The organism is Microbacterium sp. CCH5-D1 (assembly GCF_001557335.1).
Classification (GTDB): domain Bacteria; phylum Actinomycetota; class Actinomycetes; order Actinomycetales; family Microbacteriaceae; genus Microbacterium; species Microbacterium oxydans.
In genome coordinates this window covers 14,604-34,162 of the sequence record NZ_LSJW01000063.1, presented here as the reverse complement: position 1 = coordinate 34,162, position 19,559 = coordinate 14,604, and the positions used below count along the sequence as shown (strand labels likewise).

Here is a 19,559-nt window from a genome sequence, read left to right as displayed (position 1 = left end):
GCACCACCCGCCGCTGCCGAGCCACCTGCCGCTGTTCGACATCCTCGAGCTGCGGCACCAAGACGAGCTCGCCGACGTCATCCGGGGAAGCGACGTCCGCGGAATCCTCGCCGGCCACCTGCACTACTCGTCCCACGGCACCTTCGCCGGTGTTCCGGTCAGCGTCGCATCCGCCACCTGCTACACGATGAACGTCGCGCGCCCCGCCGCCGAGGTGAACGGCATGGATGCCGCGCAGGCATTCCAGCTCGTCCACGTGTACGCCGACACCATCACGCACACCGTCGTCCCCGTGACCGGCGCCGAGACCGGCGACTACTTCTCCGCGGACTGGCTCGAACGCATGGCGGAGCTCAGCCCGGAAGGGCGACTCGAGGCCTTCTCCCGCAAACCAGGACGCTGAGCGGCGTAGACTGAGGGGCATCCCCCACCCTTCTCACCCGCCACGACCCACGAGGATGTGACATGGCTTCTGCCGCGCCTACCCTGACCCGTACCGAGACCGATTCGCTCGGGAGCATGGAGATTCCCGTCGACGCGTACTGGGGGATCCATACCGCCCGCGCCGACGCGAACTTCCCGATCACGAAGCGGCCGATCTCCGTGTACCCCGACCTCGTGGTCGGTCTCGCGATGGTCAAGCAGGCGAGTGCGCGTGCGAACCGGGAGATCGGCGTGCTCGATCCGGAGCGGGCTGATCTGATCGATCGCGCAGCGCAGCGCGTGATCGACGGCGAGTTCCATGAGCAGTTCACGGTCGGCGTCATCCAGGGTGGTGCCGGAACCTCGACGAACATGAACGCGAACGAGGTCATCACCAACATCGCGCTCGAGATGGCCGGTCACGAGAAGGGCGACTATGCCTTCCTCTCGCCGATCGATCACACGAACCGCAGCCAGTCCACGAACGACGTGTACCCGACCGCGGTGAAGATCGGCCTCTCGCTGACCCTGCGCTCACTGCTCGAGGAGCTCGACCTGCTGCGGCTGTCCTTCCTGGGCAAGTCGCGCGAATTCCACGATGTGCTGAAGGTCGGTCGCACCCAGCTCCAGGACGCCGTGCCCATGACGCTGGGGCAGGAGTTCAACGGTTTCGCCACGACCCTCGGGTACGACCACACGCGACTCACCGAGAACGCGTCCCTCATGTTCGAGATCAACATGGGCGCGACGGCGATCGGTACGGGGATCACGACCCACCCGGGGTACGCACCCGCCGTCCTCAAGCACCTGCGTGAGATCACCGGTCTCGACCTGCGCACGGCCGGCGACCTCGTCGAGGCCACCAGCGACACCGGGTCGTTCATGTCGTTCTCCTCGACGCTGAAGCGCAACGCGATGAAGCTCTCGAAGATCTGCAACGACCTCCGTCTGCTCTCGTCCGGACCGCAGGCGGGTCTCGGAGAGATCAACCTCCCCGCCATGCAGGCGGGCTCGAGCATCATGCCAGGCAAGGTCAACCCGGTCATCCCGGAGGTCGTGAACCAGGTGGCGTTCGCGGTCGCCGGCGCCGACATGACCGTGACGATGGCGGCAGAGGCAGGACAGTTGCAGCTGAACGCCTTCGAGCCGGTGATCGCGCACTCGATCTTCCAGTCGATCACCTGGATGCGTCAGGCGATGTGGACCCTGCGCGTGAACTGCGTCGACGGCATCACCGCCAACCGTGACCGCCTCGGCGCCATGGTGGGGGCATCCGTTGGCGTCATCACAGCCCTCACGCCCTTCATCGGCTACGCGGCGGCGGCCGCTCTGGCGAAGACGGCGCTGCTGACCAACCGCAGCGTTGCCGACCTCGTGGTCGAAGCCGGTCTGATGTCTCGCGAAGAGGTCGTCAAGCAGCTGTCGCCGGCACGTCTCTCCGGCCTTGAGACGATCACGGCGGCGATCCCGGTGGTGGCGTCGGAAGACCTGATCGAGATCTGACCGTATCGATACGACGAGGGGGACGGATGCGGCGCATCCGTCCCCCTCGTCGTATCGTCCGTGCTCAGTCGGTGATCCGGCAGTGCGTGGTCAACTCGCCGATGCCGTCGATGCCGACGGTCACGGTGGAGTGGTCGCGGAGGAAGATCTGCGGGTCGCGTGAGTATCCGGCACCGCCGGGGCTGCCGGTCGAGATCAGGGTGCCGGGGAGCAGCGTGAGCGACTGCGAGAGGTGGGCGATGAGCTTCGCGACCGACCGGACCATCTGGTCGGTGCTCGCGTCCTGCACGGTGTGGCCGTCCACGACGGTCCAGATGTGGAGGTCCTGCGGGTCTGCCACCTCGTCGGCGGTCACGGCGAAGGGCCCGGTCGGAGTGAATCCGTCGAACGACTTGCAGCGGGACCACTGCGCCTCGGAGAACTGGATGTTCCTGGCCGTGATGTCGTTCACCACCGTGTAGCCCCAGACGTGAGTCAGGGCATCGGCCTCGGCGACGTCCTTGGCGGGGGTGCCGATGAGCACGCCGAGCTCGGCTTCGTAGTCGACGGCTTCGCTCAGAGCGCGCGGCCACGACGTGGTCTGGTCGTGACCGGTGAGCGAGTTCGGCCATAGGGTGAAGACCGTCGGCGCGGCGTCCGTCTTCAACCCCAGCTCGCTCGAGTGGGCGGCGTAGTTGAGGCCGACGGCCAGCACTGCGGGGGGAGTGAGCACCGCGGAGTCGAAGGCCCACCCGTCGAGCGGATGCCGCGGGGCTGAGCCGTTCTCCAGGGCCCCGCGAAGAGCGTCGAGAGCCGATTCTCCTCCCTCGATCAGCTGCTGCAGGGTGGCAGGAGGGTCTGTCAGGAGGTCAGAGACGAGAATGGCGTCCGATCCCTCGACCACGGCGAGAGCCGCGTGGGGGGAGTCAGGACGGCGCAGGTGAGCGAACCGCATGCTCCTACGCTACCGGGTGGGTGCAGGTAGCCGGGTGGAGGGCGTCGCCATATCCGGACCATCGACGTTGTGCCCATAAGCTTTGCCTATGAGTTCCGGAGGACCGACCCAGCCGCAGCAGCCCTCGCCGTATGCTCCTCCGCCCGCGTCGCAGCCGACGTCCGGACCGACACCGCCGCCTCCCTACTCACCCGCTTATCCCGTGGCCTCGACGCCGCCGACCGCTGCGAGGAGGTCTGTCGCGGGCTACGCCTCTCCTCTCGCGCAGCCGACTCCGTACACGCCGCCGGCTCCGGTCGCCCCATCGCCCGCGGAGTCGCTTCCCGCTCTGCCCGTGCCGACGAGGAAGGGCCGCACGATATCGCTCTGGCTCTTCGGCGTGCTCGGTTTCCTGCTGATCGCGCTCGTGGGCTACTTCGTGTGGGCGCTCGGATCCTTCGCCTCCGTGGTCGGTCTGGTCCTCGCGCTCATCCCGCTCACGATCGTGTTCCTCGGCGTCCGGCTGATCGATCGCTGGGAGCCCGAGCCCAAGCGGCTCGTCGCGTTCGCGATCGCCTGGGGTGCGGTGGCCGCGGTCGGGCTCACGCTGCTGGTCGACACGGCGCTCACGCTCCTGCTCGGCATCCGGTCTGAGGAGTTCGGTGCTGTCGTGCAGGCACCTGTCGTGGAGGAGCTCTGGAAGGGCCTCGGCGTCTTCCTCATCTTCCTGCTCGCCCGTCGGGCGTTCGACGGTCCTGTCGACGGCATCGTCTACGGAGCCCTGGTCGGTGCGGGCTTCGCCTTCACCGAGAACATCCAGTACTTCGGGGTGAGCTTGATCGAGGGCGGGGGAGAGCAGCTGACCGTGACCTTCGTCGTGCGCGGACTCCTCTCGCCCTTCGCTCACGCCATGTTCACCGCGATCACCGGTTTCGCGATCGGCATGGTCGCTCGTCGCCACGGCTCGGCGCGGGCTGCGGCCGGGGCCGGAGCACTGGGTCTGGTCGGAGCGATCCTGCTGCACGCGCTCTGGAACGGGGCAGCGACCTTCGCGGACTTCTTCGGGCTCTACTTCACTCTCCAGGTGCCGCTGTTCATCGGTTTCATCCTGGGCATCGTCGCGCTGCGACGGGAGGAGGCGCGACTCACGAGAGCCCGCCTGGAGGACTACGCCGCTGCGGGGTGGTTCACCCCGGAGGAAGTCACGATGCTGGCCACACCCGGCGGACGCAAGGTGGGTCTCGCGTGGGCATCCCAGCTGCGCGGCGACCGGCGTCCGCTGATGCGGGCGTTCATCAAGGACGCGACCGAGCTCGCCTCCGTCCGGCAGCGGGCTATCACGGGACGCGACCCGATGGCCGTCAACGACGAGCGTGCGCTGCTGATCCGCACCAGGGCCACGAGGGCGGCTCTCCTGGCCTACTGACGTGCGGCCGCGGCCGGCGTACTCTTCCGGCAAGGAAGGGCGGTGGCGGATGAGGACGTTCGTCGTGATCCACGGCGGTGGTGACGTCGGCTGGTCGTGGCATCTCGTGGCAGCCGAGCTGCGCAGGCGTGGTCACGCGGTGTTCGCCCCTGACCTGCCCGCCGACGACGACACCCTCACGCTCGAGGACTATGCCGAAGCGGTCGTGGACATCGTCGGTGCACGCCGGGAGGTGACGGTCGTCGGGCACTCCTTCGGGGCGTTCACCGCGCCCCTGGTCGCTGCACAGCTCGCCGCCGATGAGCTCGTCCTGTTCGCTGGCATGATCCCCACGCCGGACGAGTCCCCGAGTCAGTGGTGGGAGAACTCCGGGTACACGGTCGCTTCCGCGTCCCGATCCGCGCAGGACGGAGGGCTGACCGGCAATGCGGATCCGCTCGTCAGCTTCTACAACGGCGTCCCGCGCGCGCTTGCAGAGGAGGCATTGCGGCGCGAGCGCGCGCACCCGTCGCAGGAGGCGATGGAGCGGCCGTGGCCGCTTCGGGAGTGGCCCGACGTGTCGACGCGAGTGGTGGTGTTCTCGGACGACCGCTTCTTCCCCTCCGGGTTCCTGCGCGACCTGGCTGCGACCCGCCTCGGGCTGACCGCGGATGAACTCCCAGGTGGTCACTGCGCGATGCTGAGCCACCCCGTGGAGATCGCAGACCTGCTGTGCGGAGACGCCGGGTGACCGCGGAGCGCGGGCCTGTGGCAAGACTCAGCGCCCGGTGCTGCGGCGATGCCTGCGAGTCTCCCGGGCGCTGAGTTGATCTGTAAACAGGGTGCACCCGGCCCCGCGCGAGTGTCAAGAGCTTCTTCCCCCGGCGCCTCGATGAAGTTGCGAGGTGTTCGCTGTGAGCAGGTGCCGGTGCGTTGACCCGGTCCATCGCGCTCGGGTTTGATGGACGTATGACTGATCGCACAAAGCCTGAGTTCGACGCCCCCACCGGCCCTGCGCCCGCGGACCTCGTCATCCGCGACATCATCGAGGGTGACGGTGCCGAGGCGAAGCCCGGCGACACCGTCACCGTGCACTATGCGGGGGTCGAGTTCGACTCCGGCGAAGAGTTCGACTCCTCCTGGGGTCGTGGTGAGACCATCCAGTTCCCGCTGCGGGGTCTCATCCAGGGCTGGCAGGACGGCATCCCCGGCATGAAGGTGGGTGGCCGCCGCGAGCTGATCATCCCGCCGCACCTGGCCTACGGCCCCGTCGGCGGAGGTCACTTCCTCTCCGGCAAGACCCTGATCTTCATCATCGATCTCGTCGCCGTCGGCTGATCCGGGCTCGCTCAACGAGGCGCCCCGCTCCTTCGGGAGAGGGGCGCCTCGTGCTGTTCGGGAAAAGTTTCTTCATTCAGGGGAATACATGCTTCTGAATGTAAGTTGTCACAGTGGTCGCGGTGAACGCGGCCCCTGTCCCTTGCCGCAGCTGCGGCTGACGTCTCCAGAGGAGAAGCAATGACCAGCATCGACATCCCCGGCTACCGTCCCGGCACCTGGGTCCTGGACCCCTCGCACAGCGAGGTCACCTTCAGTGTCCGTCACATGATGATCTCGAAGGTGCGTGGCACCTTCGGCGTCAAGAGCGCCACCCTGATCGCTCCGGAGAACCCTCTCGAGGCCAAGGTCGAGGCATCCGTCGACGTCACGTCGGTCGACACCAAGGATGAGGGCCGCGACCAGCACCTCCGTTCCGCCGACTTCTTCGACACCGAGAACTTCCCGACCATGGAGTTCGTCTCGACCGGCGCACGCGCCGAGGGCGGCGACCTGTTCGTGGACGGCGACCTCACCATCCGCGGCATCACGAAGCCGGTGACCTTCGAGCTCGACTTCGGCGGATTCGGCAGCGACCCGTGGGGCAACTACAAGGCCGGCGCATCCGCCAAGACGGTCATCAACCGCGAGGACTTCGGCCTGACCTGGAACGCTGCGCTCGAGACCGGCGGCGTTCTCGTCGGCAAGGACGTGACCATCAGCCTCGACCTCCAGGGCGCGCTGCAGCAGGACTGACGCGTCGGATAGAGACCGGAACCCCGGGCCCGTCAGGGCTCGGGGTTCTCTGCGTCGTAGTCGTGGAAACGACGGCTGCGGCGGGCGAGCGTCGCCACCAGAGCGATCACCAGGAAGCCGCCGAGCATGGGCGGGAACCAGAGGCTCGTCAGTGTCGCGAGCGTCCCCGCGTACAGCGCCCCGACGCGGGGGCCGCCGGCGACGACGACGACGAAGAGTCCCTGGAGGCGTCCGCGCATCGCGTCGGGCACGGCGGCCTGCATCATCGTGTTGCGGTAGATCGAGCTGACGTTGTCGGAGGCGCCGGAGAGCGCCAGTGCGATGCACGCGGCGATGATGAGGCCCACGTTCGGCACGGCCTCGCTCGCAGGGGCGGAGAGCGCGCCGATGAGCAGCACGGTGCCGAAGAGCAGGATCGATGCGCCGTAAGCCTCGACGGCTCTCGCGATCCCTCGACCGTGCCAGCGGTACTGCACGACGCGGCCGGAGAACAGACTCGAGGTGAAGGTCCCGACGGCGACCGCGGCCGTCAGGATGCCGGTGGTCAGTGCTCCGCCGCCGAGGAGAACCGTGCCGAGCGCCGGGAACAGCACGAGCGGCTGTCCGAACGTCATCGCGATGATGTCGATGATGTACTGCATGCGGATGTTGCCGGCCCTGCGGAGGAACCGCCAGCCGTCGACCAGAGACTCGAGTCCGGGGCGGACGACCTCGCCCTCCGGGCGCAACGCCGGCAGCGTCCACAGCCCGAGGAACATCGACAGCATCAGCACCACGTCGATCGTGTAGGTCCATCCGTAGCCGGTGAGGGCCACGAGGAGGCCAGCCAGCGCGGGACCCGCCATGACGGTGAGCCCGAAGGCGACGCCGTTGAGTGCCGACGCCGCGGCGAGCTTTTCCCGCGGGATGAGACGCGGGACGATGGCGGTGCGCGTCGCCATGCCCACGGAGTTGGCGGCCGAGTTGATCATGCTCAGGGCGTACAGCCACCAGATCGTCTCCGTGCCCGTCCAGGTGAGCGCGGCCAGGAGCGCTGTGGAGGCGAAGGTGACGGTGGCGGCGATGAGTGCTACCCGGCGCCTGTCGAACGCGTCGGCGAGCATCCCGCCGTACAGGCCGGCGAGGATCATGGGTACCAGTCCGGCGACGGCGATCATGGAGACGGCGAAGGTGTTCTGCGTGAGCTCGAACACGTGCAGCATGACCGTCACGATGGTGAGCTGGCCGCCGATGCCCGCCAGGGTCGAGCCGATCCACATCCGGGCGAATGCGGGGCTGGATGCGAGAGGGGAGAGGTCGATCAGATGACCGCGTCTGGGGGTCACGCTTCGGACTGCTTCTGCACGGTTCGAGACTAGTTGACCACCGCCGACATCCCTTCGGTGCCCGTGTCACCCGAGCGAGCCGACGACTGGTAGACTCGTCAGGTTGCCGTTTGATCGGCCGCGGATAAAGAGAGCCCACGCATCAGGCGTCGGGCGCCGCGCAACAAGCTGAAAGGGGATCGAATCTATGGCACTGGAAGCAGACGTCAAGAAGGCGATCATCGAAGAGTACGCGACGCACCCCGGTGACACCGGATCCCCCGAGGTGCAGGTCGCGATGCTGACGCAGCGCATCAAGGACCTCACCGAGCACCTGAAGGAGCACAAGCACGACCACCACTCGCGTCGTGGTCTGTTCCTGCTCGTGGGTCAGCGCCGTCGTCTGCTCGGCTACCTCCAGGACATCGACATCGCGCGCTACCGCTCGCTGATCGAGCGTCTCGGACTTCGCCGCTAAGGCACCGCGACCCTGCGTTCAATCGCGCAGAACATTCTTGAGAAGGCCGTCCCACGGTGTGGGGCGGCCTTCGTCGTGCCCGCGTGCGTAGCGGTGCCGGTTGCCACCCGCCTGACTTTCCGATAGGAAAGTCATAGAGCTTTCCACCTGGAAAGCGGGGGAGGTCGTCATGGAGCAGAAGCCGATCGAAGGTCAGGACGCTCTGGTGCCCCCGGACCCGGAGACCGCTCGGCGCTATCTCGAGACGGTGGAGGCGGTGGTGGACCGGCGTGACCGTGCCGTCGACCGACGCGCTCTCGCCCGACTGCAGATCGGCAACGCCGTGGTCATGGCGGCGTATTTCGTCGCCTTCGCGCTCGTCCTCCGGCAGGACGACGTGCTGGCGTCGCAGATCGTGCTGTTCACTCTCCTGGTCTGGGGGCAGCTGTCCGCCGGGATGGCGCAGCGCACGGGTATGCAGTGGCGGATGACGCGCTCGCGGTGGCCGCTGCTGCTCGGCGGCGCAGTGATCGTCATCGGTGCCTTCGTGGTGTTCGGGTTCGCTGCTCTGGATACGCGACTTCCCGTCGGGGTGGTGCTCATCCCGGCAGCCATCGTGCTCGTCGGAGTCGGAGGGCATGGCGTCGTGCAGCTCATACGGGCTGCGGGTGACCCGCGTCGTCCGCGTCCGGCTCCCCGGCCGCTGCCGCGTCGGCTTCGTTGGGGCACCGTGCTCGTCGGCGTCGCGTTCGCCGTGCTGACGATGCTCGCGGGATCGCCGGACGACGTGCTGAGGAGCGTCATCACCCTGCTCGTGATGCTGTGCCTCGTGGCGTGGATCGCCGCCTCCGCCTCCGAGCTCGGTCTCCCCGCAGTCGGCGCGTCCTGGCGCTGGCCGCACCTCACCGTCTTCTTCGTCGCCGCCTGCATACCCGTGGGCATCGTCGTGGGATCCGGATCCCTCGGCAACCCAGGAATCGCCGGCGTGTGTGCCGGTGCCGGCGTGATCGCGTCGTTCGTGGCTGTCTCCTTCGTCGCGGGGCACGGCGAACGTGCGTGAGTCCGCCTCCGTCCCGCACCCGCGCACGCGGCTGGACGACAACTTCGCCTCGCCGATCCGGTTCTCCCTCATGGCCGGACTGGGCGACGGGATGGAGCTCGACTTCTCAGCCCTGCGGGAGATGCTGCAGTGCGGCGACTCGCCCCTGAGCAAGGCGATCGCGCACCTGCAGGCCGCCGGGTATGTGGTCGCGCGCAAAGGCACGGTCGGGGGGCGCTCGCGCACCTGGGTGCGTCCGACGAAGGCGGGGCGTGATGCCTTCGCCGCGCACCTTCAGGCACTGCGCGAGATCGTCGCCCTCAGCGGTGGGGCGGAACTGTGACGTCCCTCAGGCGGTCGCGCCGACGAGGTCGGGGTGATGGATCGCCGCGACATCGGGGTGCGCACGAAGCCGAGACTTGAGCGCGTTCTCGCCGTAGGTCGCATGGATCGGATTGCCGGGATCCTCGGTGACTCCGGTCGCTTGCGCAGCGAGGTCAGCGGGGAGCTCGAGCAGTGGCAGCTGCTGATCGAGCGCGGGGTTGAAGAAGAACGGGATCGAGATGCGCTCCTCCGGTGCCCGCGGTGAGATCACACGGTGGTTCGTGGCCTTGAGGTATCCGCCGGTGGCGTACTCCAGCAGCTCGCCGATGTTGACGACGAAGGCGCCGGGCACCGGGGGAGCAGAGACCCACTCACCGTCACGCTCGACCTGGAGTCCGCCCTTGCCGGGCTCGACCCACAGCAGCGTCAGCACACCGGAATCCTTGTGCGCTCCGACGCCCTGCTGCGGTTCCGGCTCGTCCGTGCCCGGGTATCGCACGATCTTGATCAGAGTCGACGGATCGCGGAACGGCTCGTCGAAGTAGGTCTCGTCTGCGCCGAGAGTGACAGCCCAGGCGCGAAGAAGCTTGTGCGCGATCTCGGTCAGGGTGTCGTGCCACTCCGTGACGATCTCCTTCAGCTCCGGCTGGGCTGCGGGCCAGAGGTTGGGGCCGGTGAGCCGGTTGAAGGCGGGGCCGCCGTCGACGGGTTCGCGCTCGGGGCCGATGTCGATCTGCTCGCGCCAGTCGACCTTCCCCTGCGTCCGCTCGCCGCCCACTCGGGTGTACCCGCGGAAATGCGGACTGTTCACGTTCTCGATCGCGAGCTTGTCCTCTTCGGGCAGGGCGAAGAAGTCGAGCGCCGCCTGATGGAGCCGGGCCTCGAGCTCGGGGGAGATCCCGGTGCCGGTGAGGTAGAAGAAACCGACGTCGTGCGTCGCGGCCCGCAGTTCTTCACGGAATCGTGCGGCGGAGTCGGGGCCTTCGTCGAGCTGGGAGAGGTCGAGGACGGGGAGCGAGAGTTCAGCCATGGACCGAGGCTACGTCGCCTGGACGGGGAGGGTGCCCTGTGTTGCAATCCATTACTTCCCGCCGTCGGGGTTCGGAGCACGTCGATCGCGGTGCTAGAGTCATCCTTCGGTAAGGGCCGCCTTACCTCAGTCACCGCAGAGAGTGTTTTCCGTGCTCGCCACTTTTCTCATCGGGCTCCGCGAGGGTCTCGAAGCCGCGCTCGTCGTCGGTATCCTCGTCGCCTACCTCCGTCGTCTCGGCCGGAAGGATGCCCTCCCGAAGATGTGGGCAGGAGTCGGTCTCGCTATCGTCCTGGCGCTCGGCATCGGAGCTGTGCTCACGTTCGGTGCGTACGAACTGACGTTCCAGGCGCAGGAGCTGATCGGCGGAGGTCTCTCGCTGCTCGCCGTGGCCATGGTGACCTGGATGATCTTCTGGATGCAGCGCGCTGGTCGCAGCATGAAGGCCACGCTGGAGGGCGGTATCGATCGCGCCCTCACCGCCGGCGGGCTCTGGGCCCTGATCGCCATCGGCTTCGTGTCGGTCGCGCGCGAGGGTATCGAGACCACGCTGTTGCTGTGGTCGATGGTCCAGTCCTTCGGAGACGCCCCCTCGGCGCTGCTGGGCGCGCTGCTCGGACTGATCGCTGCCGTGATCATCGGCTGGCTGATCTCCCGCGGCGCGCTGCGACTCGATCTCCGCCGCTTCTTCGCCTGGACGGGGGGCTTCCTGGTGATCGTCGCCGCCGGTGTCCTCGCCTACGCGCTCATGGACCTCCAAGAGGCCGGAGCGCTCCCTGGCCCGTTCACCGCTCTGGCCCCGATCGATGCGGTGACCGGGGGCGTGGCCGTCGGATGGGCGGCCTTCCCCTTCGGCTGGGCATTCGACGTGTCGGCGACGATCGCCCCGGGCGGCCCTCTCGCCTCGATCCTGCAGGCGACCATCGGATTCATGCCGGCGATGACCTGGTTGCAGGTCGTCGCCTGGGCCCTCTACATCTCCCTCGTCGGATGGCTGTACATCCGCGGCCTCCGCTCGAGCCGCGCGGCGAAGCCGCAGAGCCCGACGGAGCCTTCATCGACATCTCCCTCCCTCTCACCTCAAGGAGCAGCATGACCACCTCGCACCGGATCCTGGGGGTGCTGGCCGCCACCGGCGCCGCGGCGCTCGTCCTCAGCGGCTGCGTCGCGAAGAGCGATGCACAGGCCACGGCGGCGTTCGACGTCTCGTCGACCGACAGCGACTGCGCCGTGTCGGCGTCGACAGCCGAGAGCGGGACTCTCACCTTCGACGTCAAGAACGACACCGGTCAGGTGACGGAGTTCTACCTTCTGGCCGAGGACGGGCTCCGCATCGTGGGTGAGGTCGAGAACATCGCACCGGCAGCATCGCGCACGTTGACCGTGGTCGCCCAGCCGGGCGACTACTTCACCCTCTGCAAGCCGGGCATGGTCGGCGACGGCGTCGGGAAGACGGCGTTCACCGTCACCGGGGACCGTGTCGCGGTCGACGGGCCCGATGCCGAGCAGAAGCAGAAGGCGGTCGATCTCTACGGTGCCTTCGTCAAGGATCAGGTCGGTCAGCTCGTCCCCGCCGTCGAGGACTTCGTCGCCGCCTACGAGTCCGGCGACGACGAGACCGCCCGCACCCTGTTCCCGCAGACTCGCGCCTTCTACGAGCGCATCGAGCCCGTCGCGGAGGCGCTGGGAGACCTCGACCCGCGCATCGACTACCGCGAGGTCGACGCCGTCGCCGAGAAGCTCGATTGGACGGGCTTCCACCGCATCGAGAAGGATCTGTGGGTGCCTGCGCAGGACGCGCTGAACGCGGACGGTGAGACCCCTGCGTGGCAGGACTGGGCGCCGTCGACACCGGAAGAGCGTGCCGATTACGGCGACCTGCTGCTCGCCGACGTGCAGGAGCTGTACGACTACGTGCACTCCGACGACTTCACCACCGCGCTCGACGACCAGGGCATCGGCGGCATCTCCAACGGAGCGATCGCGTTGCTCGATGAGGTCGCGACCGGCAAGATCTCCGGCGAGGAGGACTGGTGGTCCGGCACGGATCTGTACGACTTCGCGGCAAACGTTGAGGGCTCCAAGATGGCGTTCTCGCTCGTGCAGGAGTTCGCCGCCGCACAGGGCGATCAGGGCAAGGAACTGGTCGCCGAGATCGAGTCCGGTTACACCGCCCTCGAGGACTCGCTCGCGACCCACGGTTCGCTCGCAGCCGGATTCGTGGGCTACTCGGAGTTGACCGAGGCCGACAAGCGCGAGTTCACCGATCTGATCAACGCCCTGGCCGAGCCGCTGTCGCAGCTCACCAGCACGGTCCTCGACTGATCAGCGTCGAGTCGGCCCACCGGATACGATCACGGACGTGAACGAGTCAGAAGCGGGTGCCGCGCACGGCGAATCGACGTCGGGCGGGGCATCCACCCCGACCGGACTGAGCAGGCGCGGCCTTCTCGGGCTGGCCATCGGTGGCAGTGTCGCGGGGCTCGCTGTCGGGACCGGCGCCGGCCTCACCGGGGGAGTCGCACTGGGGCGCGCCAGGGCTGCCGATGACGCGCATTCGGCCTACGACTTCTTCGGAGAGCATCAGGCGGGCATCACCACTCCGGTGCAGGACCATCTGCACTTCGCCAGCTTCGACATGATGCCGCGCACCGACCGCGATGACCTGATCTCTCTGCTGCAGGACTGGTCGTATGCGGCCTCGCGCATGGCGCAAGGACTCGAGGTCAGCGCGACCGGCGCGGTCGGCGGACCGGCCGAGGCGCCTCCGGACGATACGGGAGAGGCGCTGGGTCTGCCCGCTGCAGGACTCACGATCACGTTCGGCTTCGGACCCGGTCTCTTCGAGAACGAGGACGGTGACCGGTACGGCATCGCCGCGCAGCGGCCGGCGGGGCTGGAGCGTCTGCCCGCCTTCCTCGGCGACGACCTCGATCCTCAGACCTCTCACGGTGACCTCTGTGTCCAGGCCTGTGCCGACGACCCCCAGGTGGCGGTGCACGCCATCCGCAACCTCAGTCGCATCGCGTTCGGCCGCGCGCGCCTGCGCTGGTCGCAGCTCGGCTTCGGCAAGACGTCGCGCACCACGGCGACGCAGGCGACCCCGCGCAACCTCTTCGGATTCAAGGACGGCACCGCGAACATCCTCGCCGACGACACCGAGGCGCTGAGGGATCACGTCTGGGTCGCCGCGAAGGACGAGCCGGCGTGGCTGGCCGGTGGCTCCTATCTCGTGGCCCGGAAGATCGCGATGCTCATCGAGACCTGGGACCGGGTGCGGCTCTCCGAGCAGGACACGATCATCGGCCGCGACAAGGGCGAGGGTGCACCGCTCTCCGGCGGCGATGAGTTCACCGCTCCGGACTTCCACGGCAAGGCGATCGACGCCGACAGTCACGTGAGCCTCGCGCACCCGGAACACAACGACGGCATCCGCATCCTCCGCCGCGGCTACAACTACGTCGACGGCAACAACGAGCTCGGTCGGCTCGACGCCGGGCTGTTCTTCCTCTCGTATCAGCGCGACCCCGCGCAGTTCATCGCGTTGCAGCGGCGGTTGTCGACCGACCTCATGAACGAGTACATCCGCCATGTCGGTTCGGGCGTCTGGGCGGTGCCGGCGGGCGCGAAGCCGGGGTCCTACGTGGGAGCCGCGCTGTTCGCCTGAGCTGTCACGGCTCGCGTGTGCTCGTGAGCGTCTCCACCGCGAACGCAGCGATGGCATCGGCGCCGAAGTGATCGTCGGCCGTGATGGTCACCACGGCGTCGTCGAGGAAGATGAGCAGTTGGCCGTAGGCGCCGTGAAGTCTCCACGCCGGCCCGGGGCCGCCCCATCCTGCAAGGGCGTAGCGATCGTAGTCCGCGCTCTCGCCGGCGACCCGCCATTGCGTGTGCATCGCGTCGGTCCATTCTGGGGCGATCAGCTGTCGGCCCTCCCACGCGCCGCGTTCCCTGATGAACAGGCCGAGGCGCGCCAGCTCATCGGTGCGCAGGGGCAGGCCCCCTCCCGCGGCGATGCGACCCTGAGGGCTGCGCTCCCATTCCACGTCATCGATGCCGAGCGGTCGGAACAGTCGGGCGTCGAGGTATTCGCCCACATCTCCGACGCGCGCGGCGAGCGCGGCCATGGCGGTGTACGTGCTCGCGTTCGAGTACTGGAACGAGCGTCCGCTCGACGGGCGTCGCAGGAACTCGCGGGCCAGGTCCGGCCAGTCCGTCAGCAGCGTCTCGGACCACGGCAGATCGATCCCGCTGGTCATCGAGAGCAGATCCCGCAGCGTGACGTCCTCGACGCCATCTCCCAGCTCGAAGTCGGGGAGGTAGATGCCGACGGGCACGTCGAGCGACACCGCGCCCTCGTCGGCTGCCATTCCCGCAGCCAGAACGCAGACACCTTTCGCGATGGAGTGGACGTCCTCCCGCACGTCGTCGGTCCAGCGATGTTCAGCGGTCTCGGTGGCGACGCGGACGTGCAGCCCGTGAGCGCCGAAGTCCGTCTCCTCGATGCGTTCGACGATGCGGTCTCGGACGGTCTGTGCGCGGCTCACGCCTTCGAGGCTATCGCCCTGGCTGGCGGGGGCGTCGTGAGCCCGTCGGGTCGTTCCGGCGCCCCTCCTTGGAGGCGAGCGCCGGGTCGGCGAACAGCCACCCTGGCCGGGGTTCCACCAGGGGGCGGAAGACCCACCTGACCGGCTTCGTCGCCAGCGCGAGGGCGATCAGCACCGACGCCACGGTGACGAGGGGGAGCCAGATCCAGGTCGGCTCGAGGCTCTGCAGGACCCCGCTCTCGCGGAAGGGGTACAGCACGAACGAATGCAGCAGGAACACGTACATCGTGTACTGGCCGAATGTCGTCCACCAGTGGGCGCCCCGCGGGATGAGGGCGAAGAAGGCGGCGCTGAGCACGACGGCGAGCACCATCAGGAGTATCCGCACCCCGCCGGCCCACCACTGCTCCCCGCCCAGATCGGCATAGGAGTCCTCGTAGAAGAGCCAGTGCCGCAGATCGGCCGCCTGCCACAGCGGAAGCCAGTTCCAGGCGGCCCAACCGGCCAGTGCGAAGATCGCGACGGCGCCGCCGCGGATCCACCAGGGACGGAAGTCGAGGAGACGGAACCTGTCCACGATGTCGTGCTCGCGCAGCCACCAGCCCAGAGTGAAGAAGGGAAGGAGCCCCAGGGTGCGGGACAGCGAGAACGTGCTGTCGACGTTCGGCAGGTATCCCACGCCGACCGAGATCACCACTGTCCACAGCAGCGGCCACCGAAGCAGCGCGAGGTACGGGAGCACGAGCCGGAAGATCCCGAGTGCGAGGAGGAACCACAGCGTCCAGCTCGGCTTCGTGATGTTCGGATCGACCTGTCCCTCGACGAGCCACTTGGTGAGTGTCCACAGCGTCTCGAAGATGACGTAGGGGAGCAGGATGTCCGTGATCACCCTGGCCATCTGCGTCTTGGAGGGGGAGCCGGACTTCGAGAAGTAGCCGGAGATGATGGCGAACGCCGGCATGTGGAACGCGTACAGCGCCAGGTAGAACGCGAAGGCGATGTCGGAGTCGTACGTCAGGCGCTGGATCGCGTGACCGAGCACGACGAGCACGATGCAGACGTATCGTGCGTTGTCCCAGAACGGCACACGCCTCCGCCTGCGGGGGACCGATCCTGTGGTGGGCCCTGAGACGTCGGCGCCGGCACTGCTCATCGTTCGAGGCTACAGGCCGGGAATAAAGTTGATGGGAGCGCGTTGACACAGATACATTCAAATGAATAGAACGGGATGCGAGTCGTCCGGTTCGGAGACACGGAGCAATCATGAGCGAGCAGTCAGGCGCGCAGGCGATGCAGTTCGGCATCATGTCGGTCAGCGACATCACCCGCGATCCCACCACGGGAATCACCCCCAGCGAGCAGGAGCGCATCAAGGCGACGACGGCGATCGCCGTGCACGCCGAAGAGGTCGGACTCGACGTCTTCGCGATCGGCGAGCACCACAACCCGCCGTTCTGGTCCTCCAGCCCCACGACCTTCCTGGCGGCACTGGCCGCGCAGACCGAGCGCCTCATCGTCTCCACGTCGACGACGCTCATCACCACGAACGACCCTGTGCGCATCGCCGAGGAGTACGCGATGCTGCAGCACGTGTCCGACGGCCGCATGGACCTCATGCTCGGCCGCGGCAACACCGGCCCGGTGTACCCGTGGTTCGGGCAGGACATCCGTCAAGGTCTGCCGCTCGCGATCGAGAACTACGCCCTGCTGCACAAGCTGTGGCGTGACGACGTCGTCGACTGGGAGGGCAAGTTCCGCACCCCGTTGCAGGGCTTCACCTCGACGCCCCGTCCGCTCGACGGCATCGCCCCGTTCGTGTGGCACGGCTCCATCCGCACCCCGGAGATCGCGGAGCAGGCCGCCTACTACGGAGACGGGTTCTTCGCGAACAACATCTTCTGGCCGAAGGAGCACTACCAGCGGCTCATCGAGCTGTACCGTCAGCGCTTCGAGCACTACGGCCACGGCACGCGCGAGCAGGCGATAGTGGGACTCGGCGGCCAGGTGTTCATGGCCGCGAAGTCGCAGGACGCGGTGAACCAGTTCCGCCCGTACTTCGACAACGCGCCGGTGTACGGTCACGGTCCGAGCATGGAGGACTTCACGGAGATGACCCCGCTGACGGTGGGCTCTCCGCAGCAGGTGATCGACCGCTACGCCGGCATGCGCGAGCACTATGGCGACTACCAGCGCCAGCTGTTCCTCATCGACCACGCTGGTCTGCCGTTGAAGACGGTCCTCGAGCAGCTCGACATCCTCGGTTCCGAGGTCGTCCCCGTGCTGCGCAAGGAGCTGGCGAAGGACCGCCCCGCATCCGTGCCGGACGCGCCGACCCATGCCGCGCGCGTCAGGGCCGAGTTCGGTGACGGGCCGACCCGTCAGGCGCGCCCCGGTGCGAACCGCGGAGACAACCTCACCGGGGACTCGCCCTACCAGGACACCCCGGCGCCCGCGGGTGCTGCCTTCGGACTCGGCCGGAAGGAGGCCTGACATGACCACGCGTCGTATCGCCGTCGTCTCGGCGGGATTGTCGAACCCGTCGTCCACCAGGATGCTCGCCGATCGCCTCGCGGCCGAGACCGTGAAAGCCCTCGCCGCACACGACATCGAGGCTAGCGTCGACGTGATCGAGCTGCGCGACTATGCGCACGACATCACGAACAACATGCTCACCGGCTTCGCGCCGCCGGCGCTCGAGACGGCGATCAACACCGTGGTCTCCGCCGATGCGCTGATCGCTGTGACGCCGATCTTCTCGACGAGCTACTCGGGCCTGTTCAAGTCGTTCATCGACGTGCTCGACCCGGACGCCCTCACCGGGAAGCCCGTGCTCATCGGGGCGAACGCGGGCACCGCCAGGCACTCGCTGGCGATCGACTACGCGATCCGCCCGCTGTTCGCGTACCTCCACGCCGAGGCCGTCTCGACCGGAGTGTTCGCGGCATCAAGCGATTGGGGCGGCGCGGGCGACGACGTCGCTCCGCTCGCCAAGCGTGTGGAGAAGGGGGCGAAGGAGCTCGCGGAGGCGATCGCACGTCGCGGAGCCTCCGAGACGGTCGATCCCTACGACCCTGCCACGTACCTGGGTGAAGGGCGCTCGTTCGGCCACATGCTCGGCGGTCTGGCGGGCGAGTGAGTCGCGCATGACGCCATCGACGATGTCCGAGGGATGTCGTACGGTGGCGTCATGCCAACGCACCCCGCCATCGTCGCGCTCCAGGACCGACTGACCGGAACCCTCGTCCTTCCCGCAGACACGGCGTACGCCGCGGCGCGTCGACCGTGGAACCTCGCGATCGAGCAGCATCCAGATGCGGTCGCGACGCCCGCCGACGTCGACGACCTCCGTGTGCTCCTGCGCGCAGCACGGGAAGCGGGGACGAGCCTCGCGATCCAGCCGAGCGGCCACGGCGCATCCGGCGACCTGAGTGGTGCCGTCCTGGTGCGCATGAGCGCATTCGACGACCTGTCCCTCGACCTCGAGAGCGGGGTCGCGACCGTCGGCGCCGGCGTGCGCTGGGGCGCGGTCGTCGAGGCGCTGGAGGGAACCGGCTGGGTCGCGCCGGCCGGCACCAGCCCTGTCGTCAGCGTGGCCGGGTACACACTGGGCGGCGGGCACTCCTGGTTCAGCCGCACGGGCGGTCTCGGCTCCGACAACCTGCGCGCGGCATGGGTGCTCCGCCCTGACGGCACGCATGAGCGCATCGACGATGACACCGACAGTGACCTCATGTGGGCATTGCGCGGAGCCGGAGGCCTGGTGGGGATCGTGACCGCGCTCGAGATCGAGCTCGTGCCGGCACCGGACATCTGGGGCGCCAACCTCACCTTCGATGTCGTCGACGCTCCCGCGGTCGTCCGTGCGGTCCGCGACCTCGCCGCATCAGCAGCCGCGACGCTCAACGTGTTCGTCAACTCGATGCGCATGCCGGATGCGCCGGAGCTGCCGGAGCAGATCAGGGGACGCAGCTTCCTCACCGTCCAGGTGCTGTCGACCGATGGGCCGCAGGACGAACTGGTCGACACGGTGCGTAGAGCAGGGGAGGTGCGCAGGGAGATCACCGGTCCGACTTCGCCCGCTGCACTGGCCGCCGCCTCGAACGAGCCCACGGAGCCGACCCCTGGCCGGGGTGCTTCGATGGCTCTGAGCATCCTCGACGACGAGACGATCGATGCCCTCCTCGAGTTCAGGGAGCTCCCGGAGCACTGGCCGATCATGGGCATCGACCTCCGCATGCTCGGCGGTGCCTTGAACGCCCCGCGCCGCTCGGGCTTCGCATCGCTGCAGTCCGTCGGCTGGCTGTTGCACGCTCTCGTCCCGGTCATCCCCGGTGTGCCGACCGAGCCGGGCGACGCGAGTCTCGTGGCGTTCCGCGAGCTCCTGGCGCCGAACGAGGCCCCGCAGACCGTGGCGACCTTCCTCGGCCCTGATCAGTCGCTCGACCGATGCGGCACCGCCGACGATGTCGCCCGACTGCGCAGCGTGCGGTCGCGCGTCGACCCCGAGGGACTGCTCCACGAAGGACGACTGCCGCGCTGAC

At 68.0% G+C, this 19,559-nt stretch carries 19 protein-coding genes and 1 pseudogene; 15 read left to right on the top strand and 5 right to left on the bottom strand.

What is annotated here, in order from left to right; translation table 11 throughout:
• Positions 1-403: pseudogene (locus tag AX744_RS04105) on the top strand (phosphodiesterase); the annotation flags it as partial.
• Between the two features lie 62 nt (positions 404-465).
• Entirely contained in the window at positions 466-1,926 is a 1,461-nt protein-coding gene (locus tag AX744_RS04100) for an aspartate ammonia-lyase (RefSeq protein ID WP_046748284.1), read from the top strand.
• 64 nt (positions 1,927-1,990) lie between these two features.
• On the opposite strand, the gene AX744_RS04095 is transcribed toward AX744_RS04100, so the two are convergent.
• A complete protein-coding gene (locus AX744_RS04095; protein ID WP_058630507.1) occupies positions 1,991-2,860 on the bottom strand; it encodes a fumarylacetoacetate hydrolase family protein in 870 nt (289 codons plus the stop codon).
• Between the two features lie 202 nt (positions 2,861-3,062).
• Between AX744_RS04095 and AX744_RS04090 the strand changes: the two genes are divergently transcribed.
• The 4 genes from AX744_RS04090 to AX744_RS04075 all read left to right on the top strand — a co-directional run bounded on the left by AX744_RS04090 (position 3,063) and on the right by AX744_RS04075 (position 6,317).
• Complete coding sequence (locus tag AX744_RS04090; protein WP_061015469.1) at positions 3,063-4,265, top strand: PrsW family intramembrane metalloprotease; 1,203 nt, start codon at positions 3,063-3,065, stop codon at positions 4,263-4,265.
• Between the two features lie 49 nt (positions 4,266-4,314).
• A complete protein-coding gene (locus tag AX744_RS04085) occupies positions 4,315-4,995 on the top strand; it encodes an alpha/beta fold hydrolase (RefSeq protein WP_061015468.1) in 681 nt (226 codons plus the stop codon).
• A gap of 218 nt (positions 4,996-5,213) precedes the next feature.
• On the top strand, positions 5,214-5,582 hold the full coding sequence (locus tag AX744_RS04080; RefSeq protein WP_046748293.1) for an FKBP-type peptidyl-prolyl cis-trans isomerase: 369 nt from the start codon (positions 5,214-5,216) through the stop codon (positions 5,580-5,582).
• Positions 5,583-5,762: 180 nt separating this feature from the next.
• Complete coding sequence (locus AX744_RS04075) at positions 5,763-6,317, top strand: YceI family protein (RefSeq protein WP_045265072.1); 555 nt, start codon at positions 5,763-5,765, stop codon at positions 6,315-6,317.
• Between the two features lie 32 nt (positions 6,318-6,349).
• Here AX744_RS04075 and AX744_RS04070 read toward each other — a convergent pair whose 3' ends face one another.
• Positions 6,350-7,642 carry an MFS transporter gene (locus AX744_RS04070; RefSeq protein WP_061015467.1) on the bottom strand — a complete coding sequence of 431 codons (1,293 nt, stop codon included), beginning with the start codon at positions 7,640-7,642 and terminating at the stop codon, positions 6,350-6,352.
• 187 nt (positions 7,643-7,829) lie between these two features.
• Between AX744_RS04070 and rpsO the strand changes: the two genes are divergently transcribed.
• The 3 genes from rpsO to AX744_RS04055 all read left to right on the top strand — a co-directional run bounded on the left by rpsO (position 7,830) and on the right by AX744_RS04055 (position 9,460).
• Complete coding sequence (gene rpsO / locus AX744_RS04065) at positions 7,830-8,099, top strand: 30S ribosomal protein S15 (RefSeq protein ID WP_017830938.1); 270 nt, start codon at positions 7,830-7,832, stop codon at positions 8,097-8,099.
• Between the two features lie 169 nt (positions 8,100-8,268).
• Positions 8,269-9,138 (top strand): hypothetical protein, encoded by an 870-nt coding sequence (locus AX744_RS04060; protein WP_061015466.1) that lies wholly within the window; start codon positions 8,269-8,271, stop codon positions 9,136-9,138.
• A complete protein-coding gene (locus tag AX744_RS04055) occupies positions 9,131-9,460 on the top strand; it encodes a transcriptional regulator (protein WP_058630511.1) in 330 nt (109 codons plus the stop codon). Before AX744_RS04060 ends, AX744_RS04055 begins: the two co-directional genes overlap by 8 nt.
• A 6-nt stretch (positions 9,461-9,466) precedes the next feature.
• On the opposite strand, the gene AX744_RS04050 is transcribed toward AX744_RS04055, so the two are convergent.
• Positions 9,467-10,471: an isopenicillin N synthase family dioxygenase gene (locus AX744_RS04050; protein ID WP_061015465.1), complete on the bottom strand. Its 1,005-nt coding sequence runs from the start codon at positions 10,469-10,471 to the stop codon at positions 9,467-9,469.
• A 151-nt stretch (positions 10,472-10,622) separates the two neighbouring features.
• Between AX744_RS04050 and efeU the strand changes: the two genes are divergently transcribed.
• The 3 genes from efeU to efeB are packed head-to-tail and all read left to right on the top strand — an operon-like array spanning position 10,623 to position 14,138.
• Entirely contained in the window at positions 10,623-11,567 is a 945-nt protein-coding gene (gene efeU / locus AX744_RS04045) for an iron uptake transporter permease EfeU (protein WP_061015464.1), read from the top strand.
• A complete protein-coding gene (gene efeO / locus AX744_RS04040) occupies positions 11,564-12,796 on the top strand; it encodes an iron uptake system protein EfeO (RefSeq protein ID WP_061015463.1) in 1,233 nt (410 codons plus the stop codon). The genes efeU and efeO overlap by 4 nt, the downstream gene beginning before the upstream one ends.
• 37 nt (positions 12,797-12,833) lie before the next feature.
• On the top strand, positions 12,834-14,138 hold the full coding sequence (gene efeB, locus AX744_RS04035; RefSeq protein ID WP_174799782.1) for an iron uptake transporter deferrochelatase/peroxidase subunit: 1,305 nt from the start codon (positions 12,834-12,836) through the stop codon (positions 14,136-14,138).
• Between the two features lie 4 nt (positions 14,139-14,142).
• Here the strand turns inward: efeB and AX744_RS04030 are convergent, their stop codons facing one another.
• Together AX744_RS04030 and AX744_RS04025 are read right to left on the bottom strand one after the other, a co-directional pair.
• Positions 14,143-15,018 (bottom strand): serine hydrolase domain-containing protein, encoded by an 876-nt coding sequence (locus tag AX744_RS04030; RefSeq protein ID WP_058630515.1) that lies wholly within the window; start codon positions 15,016-15,018, stop codon positions 14,143-14,145.
• A gap of 10 nt (positions 15,019-15,028) precedes the next feature.
• Complete coding sequence (locus AX744_RS04025) at positions 15,029-16,171, bottom strand: acyltransferase family protein (protein WP_061015462.1); 1,143 nt, start codon at positions 16,169-16,171, stop codon at positions 15,029-15,031.
• A 110-nt stretch (positions 16,172-16,281) separates the two neighbouring features.
• Between AX744_RS04025 and AX744_RS04020 the strand changes: the two genes are divergently transcribed.
• Genes AX744_RS04020 through AX744_RS04010 form a run of 3 tightly spaced genes read left to right on the top strand, consistent with a single transcriptional unit; the run spans position 16,282 to position 19,558 of the window.
• Positions 16,282-17,508, top strand: a complete 1,227-nt coding sequence (locus tag AX744_RS04020) for an LLM class flavin-dependent oxidoreductase (RefSeq protein WP_061015461.1) — start codon at positions 16,282-16,284, stop codon at positions 17,506-17,508.
• Between the two features lies 1 nt (position 17,509).
• Positions 17,510-18,154, top strand: a complete 645-nt coding sequence (locus tag AX744_RS04015; RefSeq protein ID WP_046748304.1) for an FMN reductase — start codon at positions 17,510-17,512, stop codon at positions 18,152-18,154.
• Positions 18,155-18,205: 51 nt separating this feature from the next.
• Positions 18,206-19,558, top strand: a complete 1,353-nt coding sequence (locus tag AX744_RS04010) for an FAD-binding oxidoreductase (protein WP_197429150.1) — start codon at positions 18,206-18,208, stop codon at positions 19,556-19,558.
• Position 19,559 lies beyond the last annotated feature (1 nt).

Bases quoted from the DNA above. Each gene is read 5' to 3' on its own strand.
- AX744_RS04100 (WP_046748284.1), top strand. From the start codon at position 466: ATGGCTTCTGCCGCGCCTACCCTGACCCGTACCGAGACCGATTCGCTC.
- AX744_RS04075 (WP_045265072.1), top strand. From the start codon at position 5,763: ATGACCAGCATCGACATCCCCGGCTACCGTCCCGGCACCTGGGTCCTG.
- AX744_RS04080 (WP_046748293.1), top strand. From the start codon at position 5,214: ATGACTGATCGCACAAAGCCTGAGTTCGACGCCCCCACCGGCCCTGCG.
- AX744_RS04085 (WP_061015468.1), top strand. From the start codon at position 4,315: ATGAGGACGTTCGTCGTGATCCACGGCGGTGGTGACGTCGGCTGGTCG.
- rpsO (WP_017830938.1), top strand. From the start codon at position 7,830: ATGGCACTGGAAGCAGACGTCAAGAAGGCGATCATCGAAGAGTACGCG.
- AX744_RS04060 (WP_061015466.1), top strand. From the start codon at position 8,269: ATGGAGCAGAAGCCGATCGAAGGTCAGGACGCTCTGGTGCCCCCGGAC.
- AX744_RS04095 (WP_058630507.1), bottom strand. From the start codon at position 2,860: ATGCGGTTCGCTCACCTGCGCCGTCCTGACTCCCCCCACGCGGCTCTC.
- AX744_RS04050 (WP_061015465.1), bottom strand. From the start codon at position 10,471: ATGGCTGAACTCTCGCTCCCCGTCCTCGACCTCTCCCAGCTCGACGAA.
- AX744_RS04015 (WP_046748304.1), top strand. From the start codon at position 17,510: ATGACCACGCGTCGTATCGCCGTCGTCTCGGCGGGATTGTCGAACCCG.
- AX744_RS04020 (WP_061015461.1), top strand. From the start codon at position 16,282: ATGAGCGAGCAGTCAGGCGCGCAGGCGATGCAGTTCGGCATCATGTCG.
- AX744_RS04025 (WP_061015462.1), bottom strand. From the start codon at position 16,171: ATGAGCAGTGCCGGCGCCGACGTCTCAGGGCCCACCACAGGATCGGTC.
- efeO (WP_061015463.1), top strand. From the start codon at position 11,564: ATGACCACCTCGCACCGGATCCTGGGGGTGCTGGCCGCCACCGGCGCC.
- AX744_RS04010 (WP_197429150.1), top strand. From the start codon at position 18,206: ATGCCAACGCACCCCGCCATCGTCGCGCTCCAGGACCGACTGACCGGA.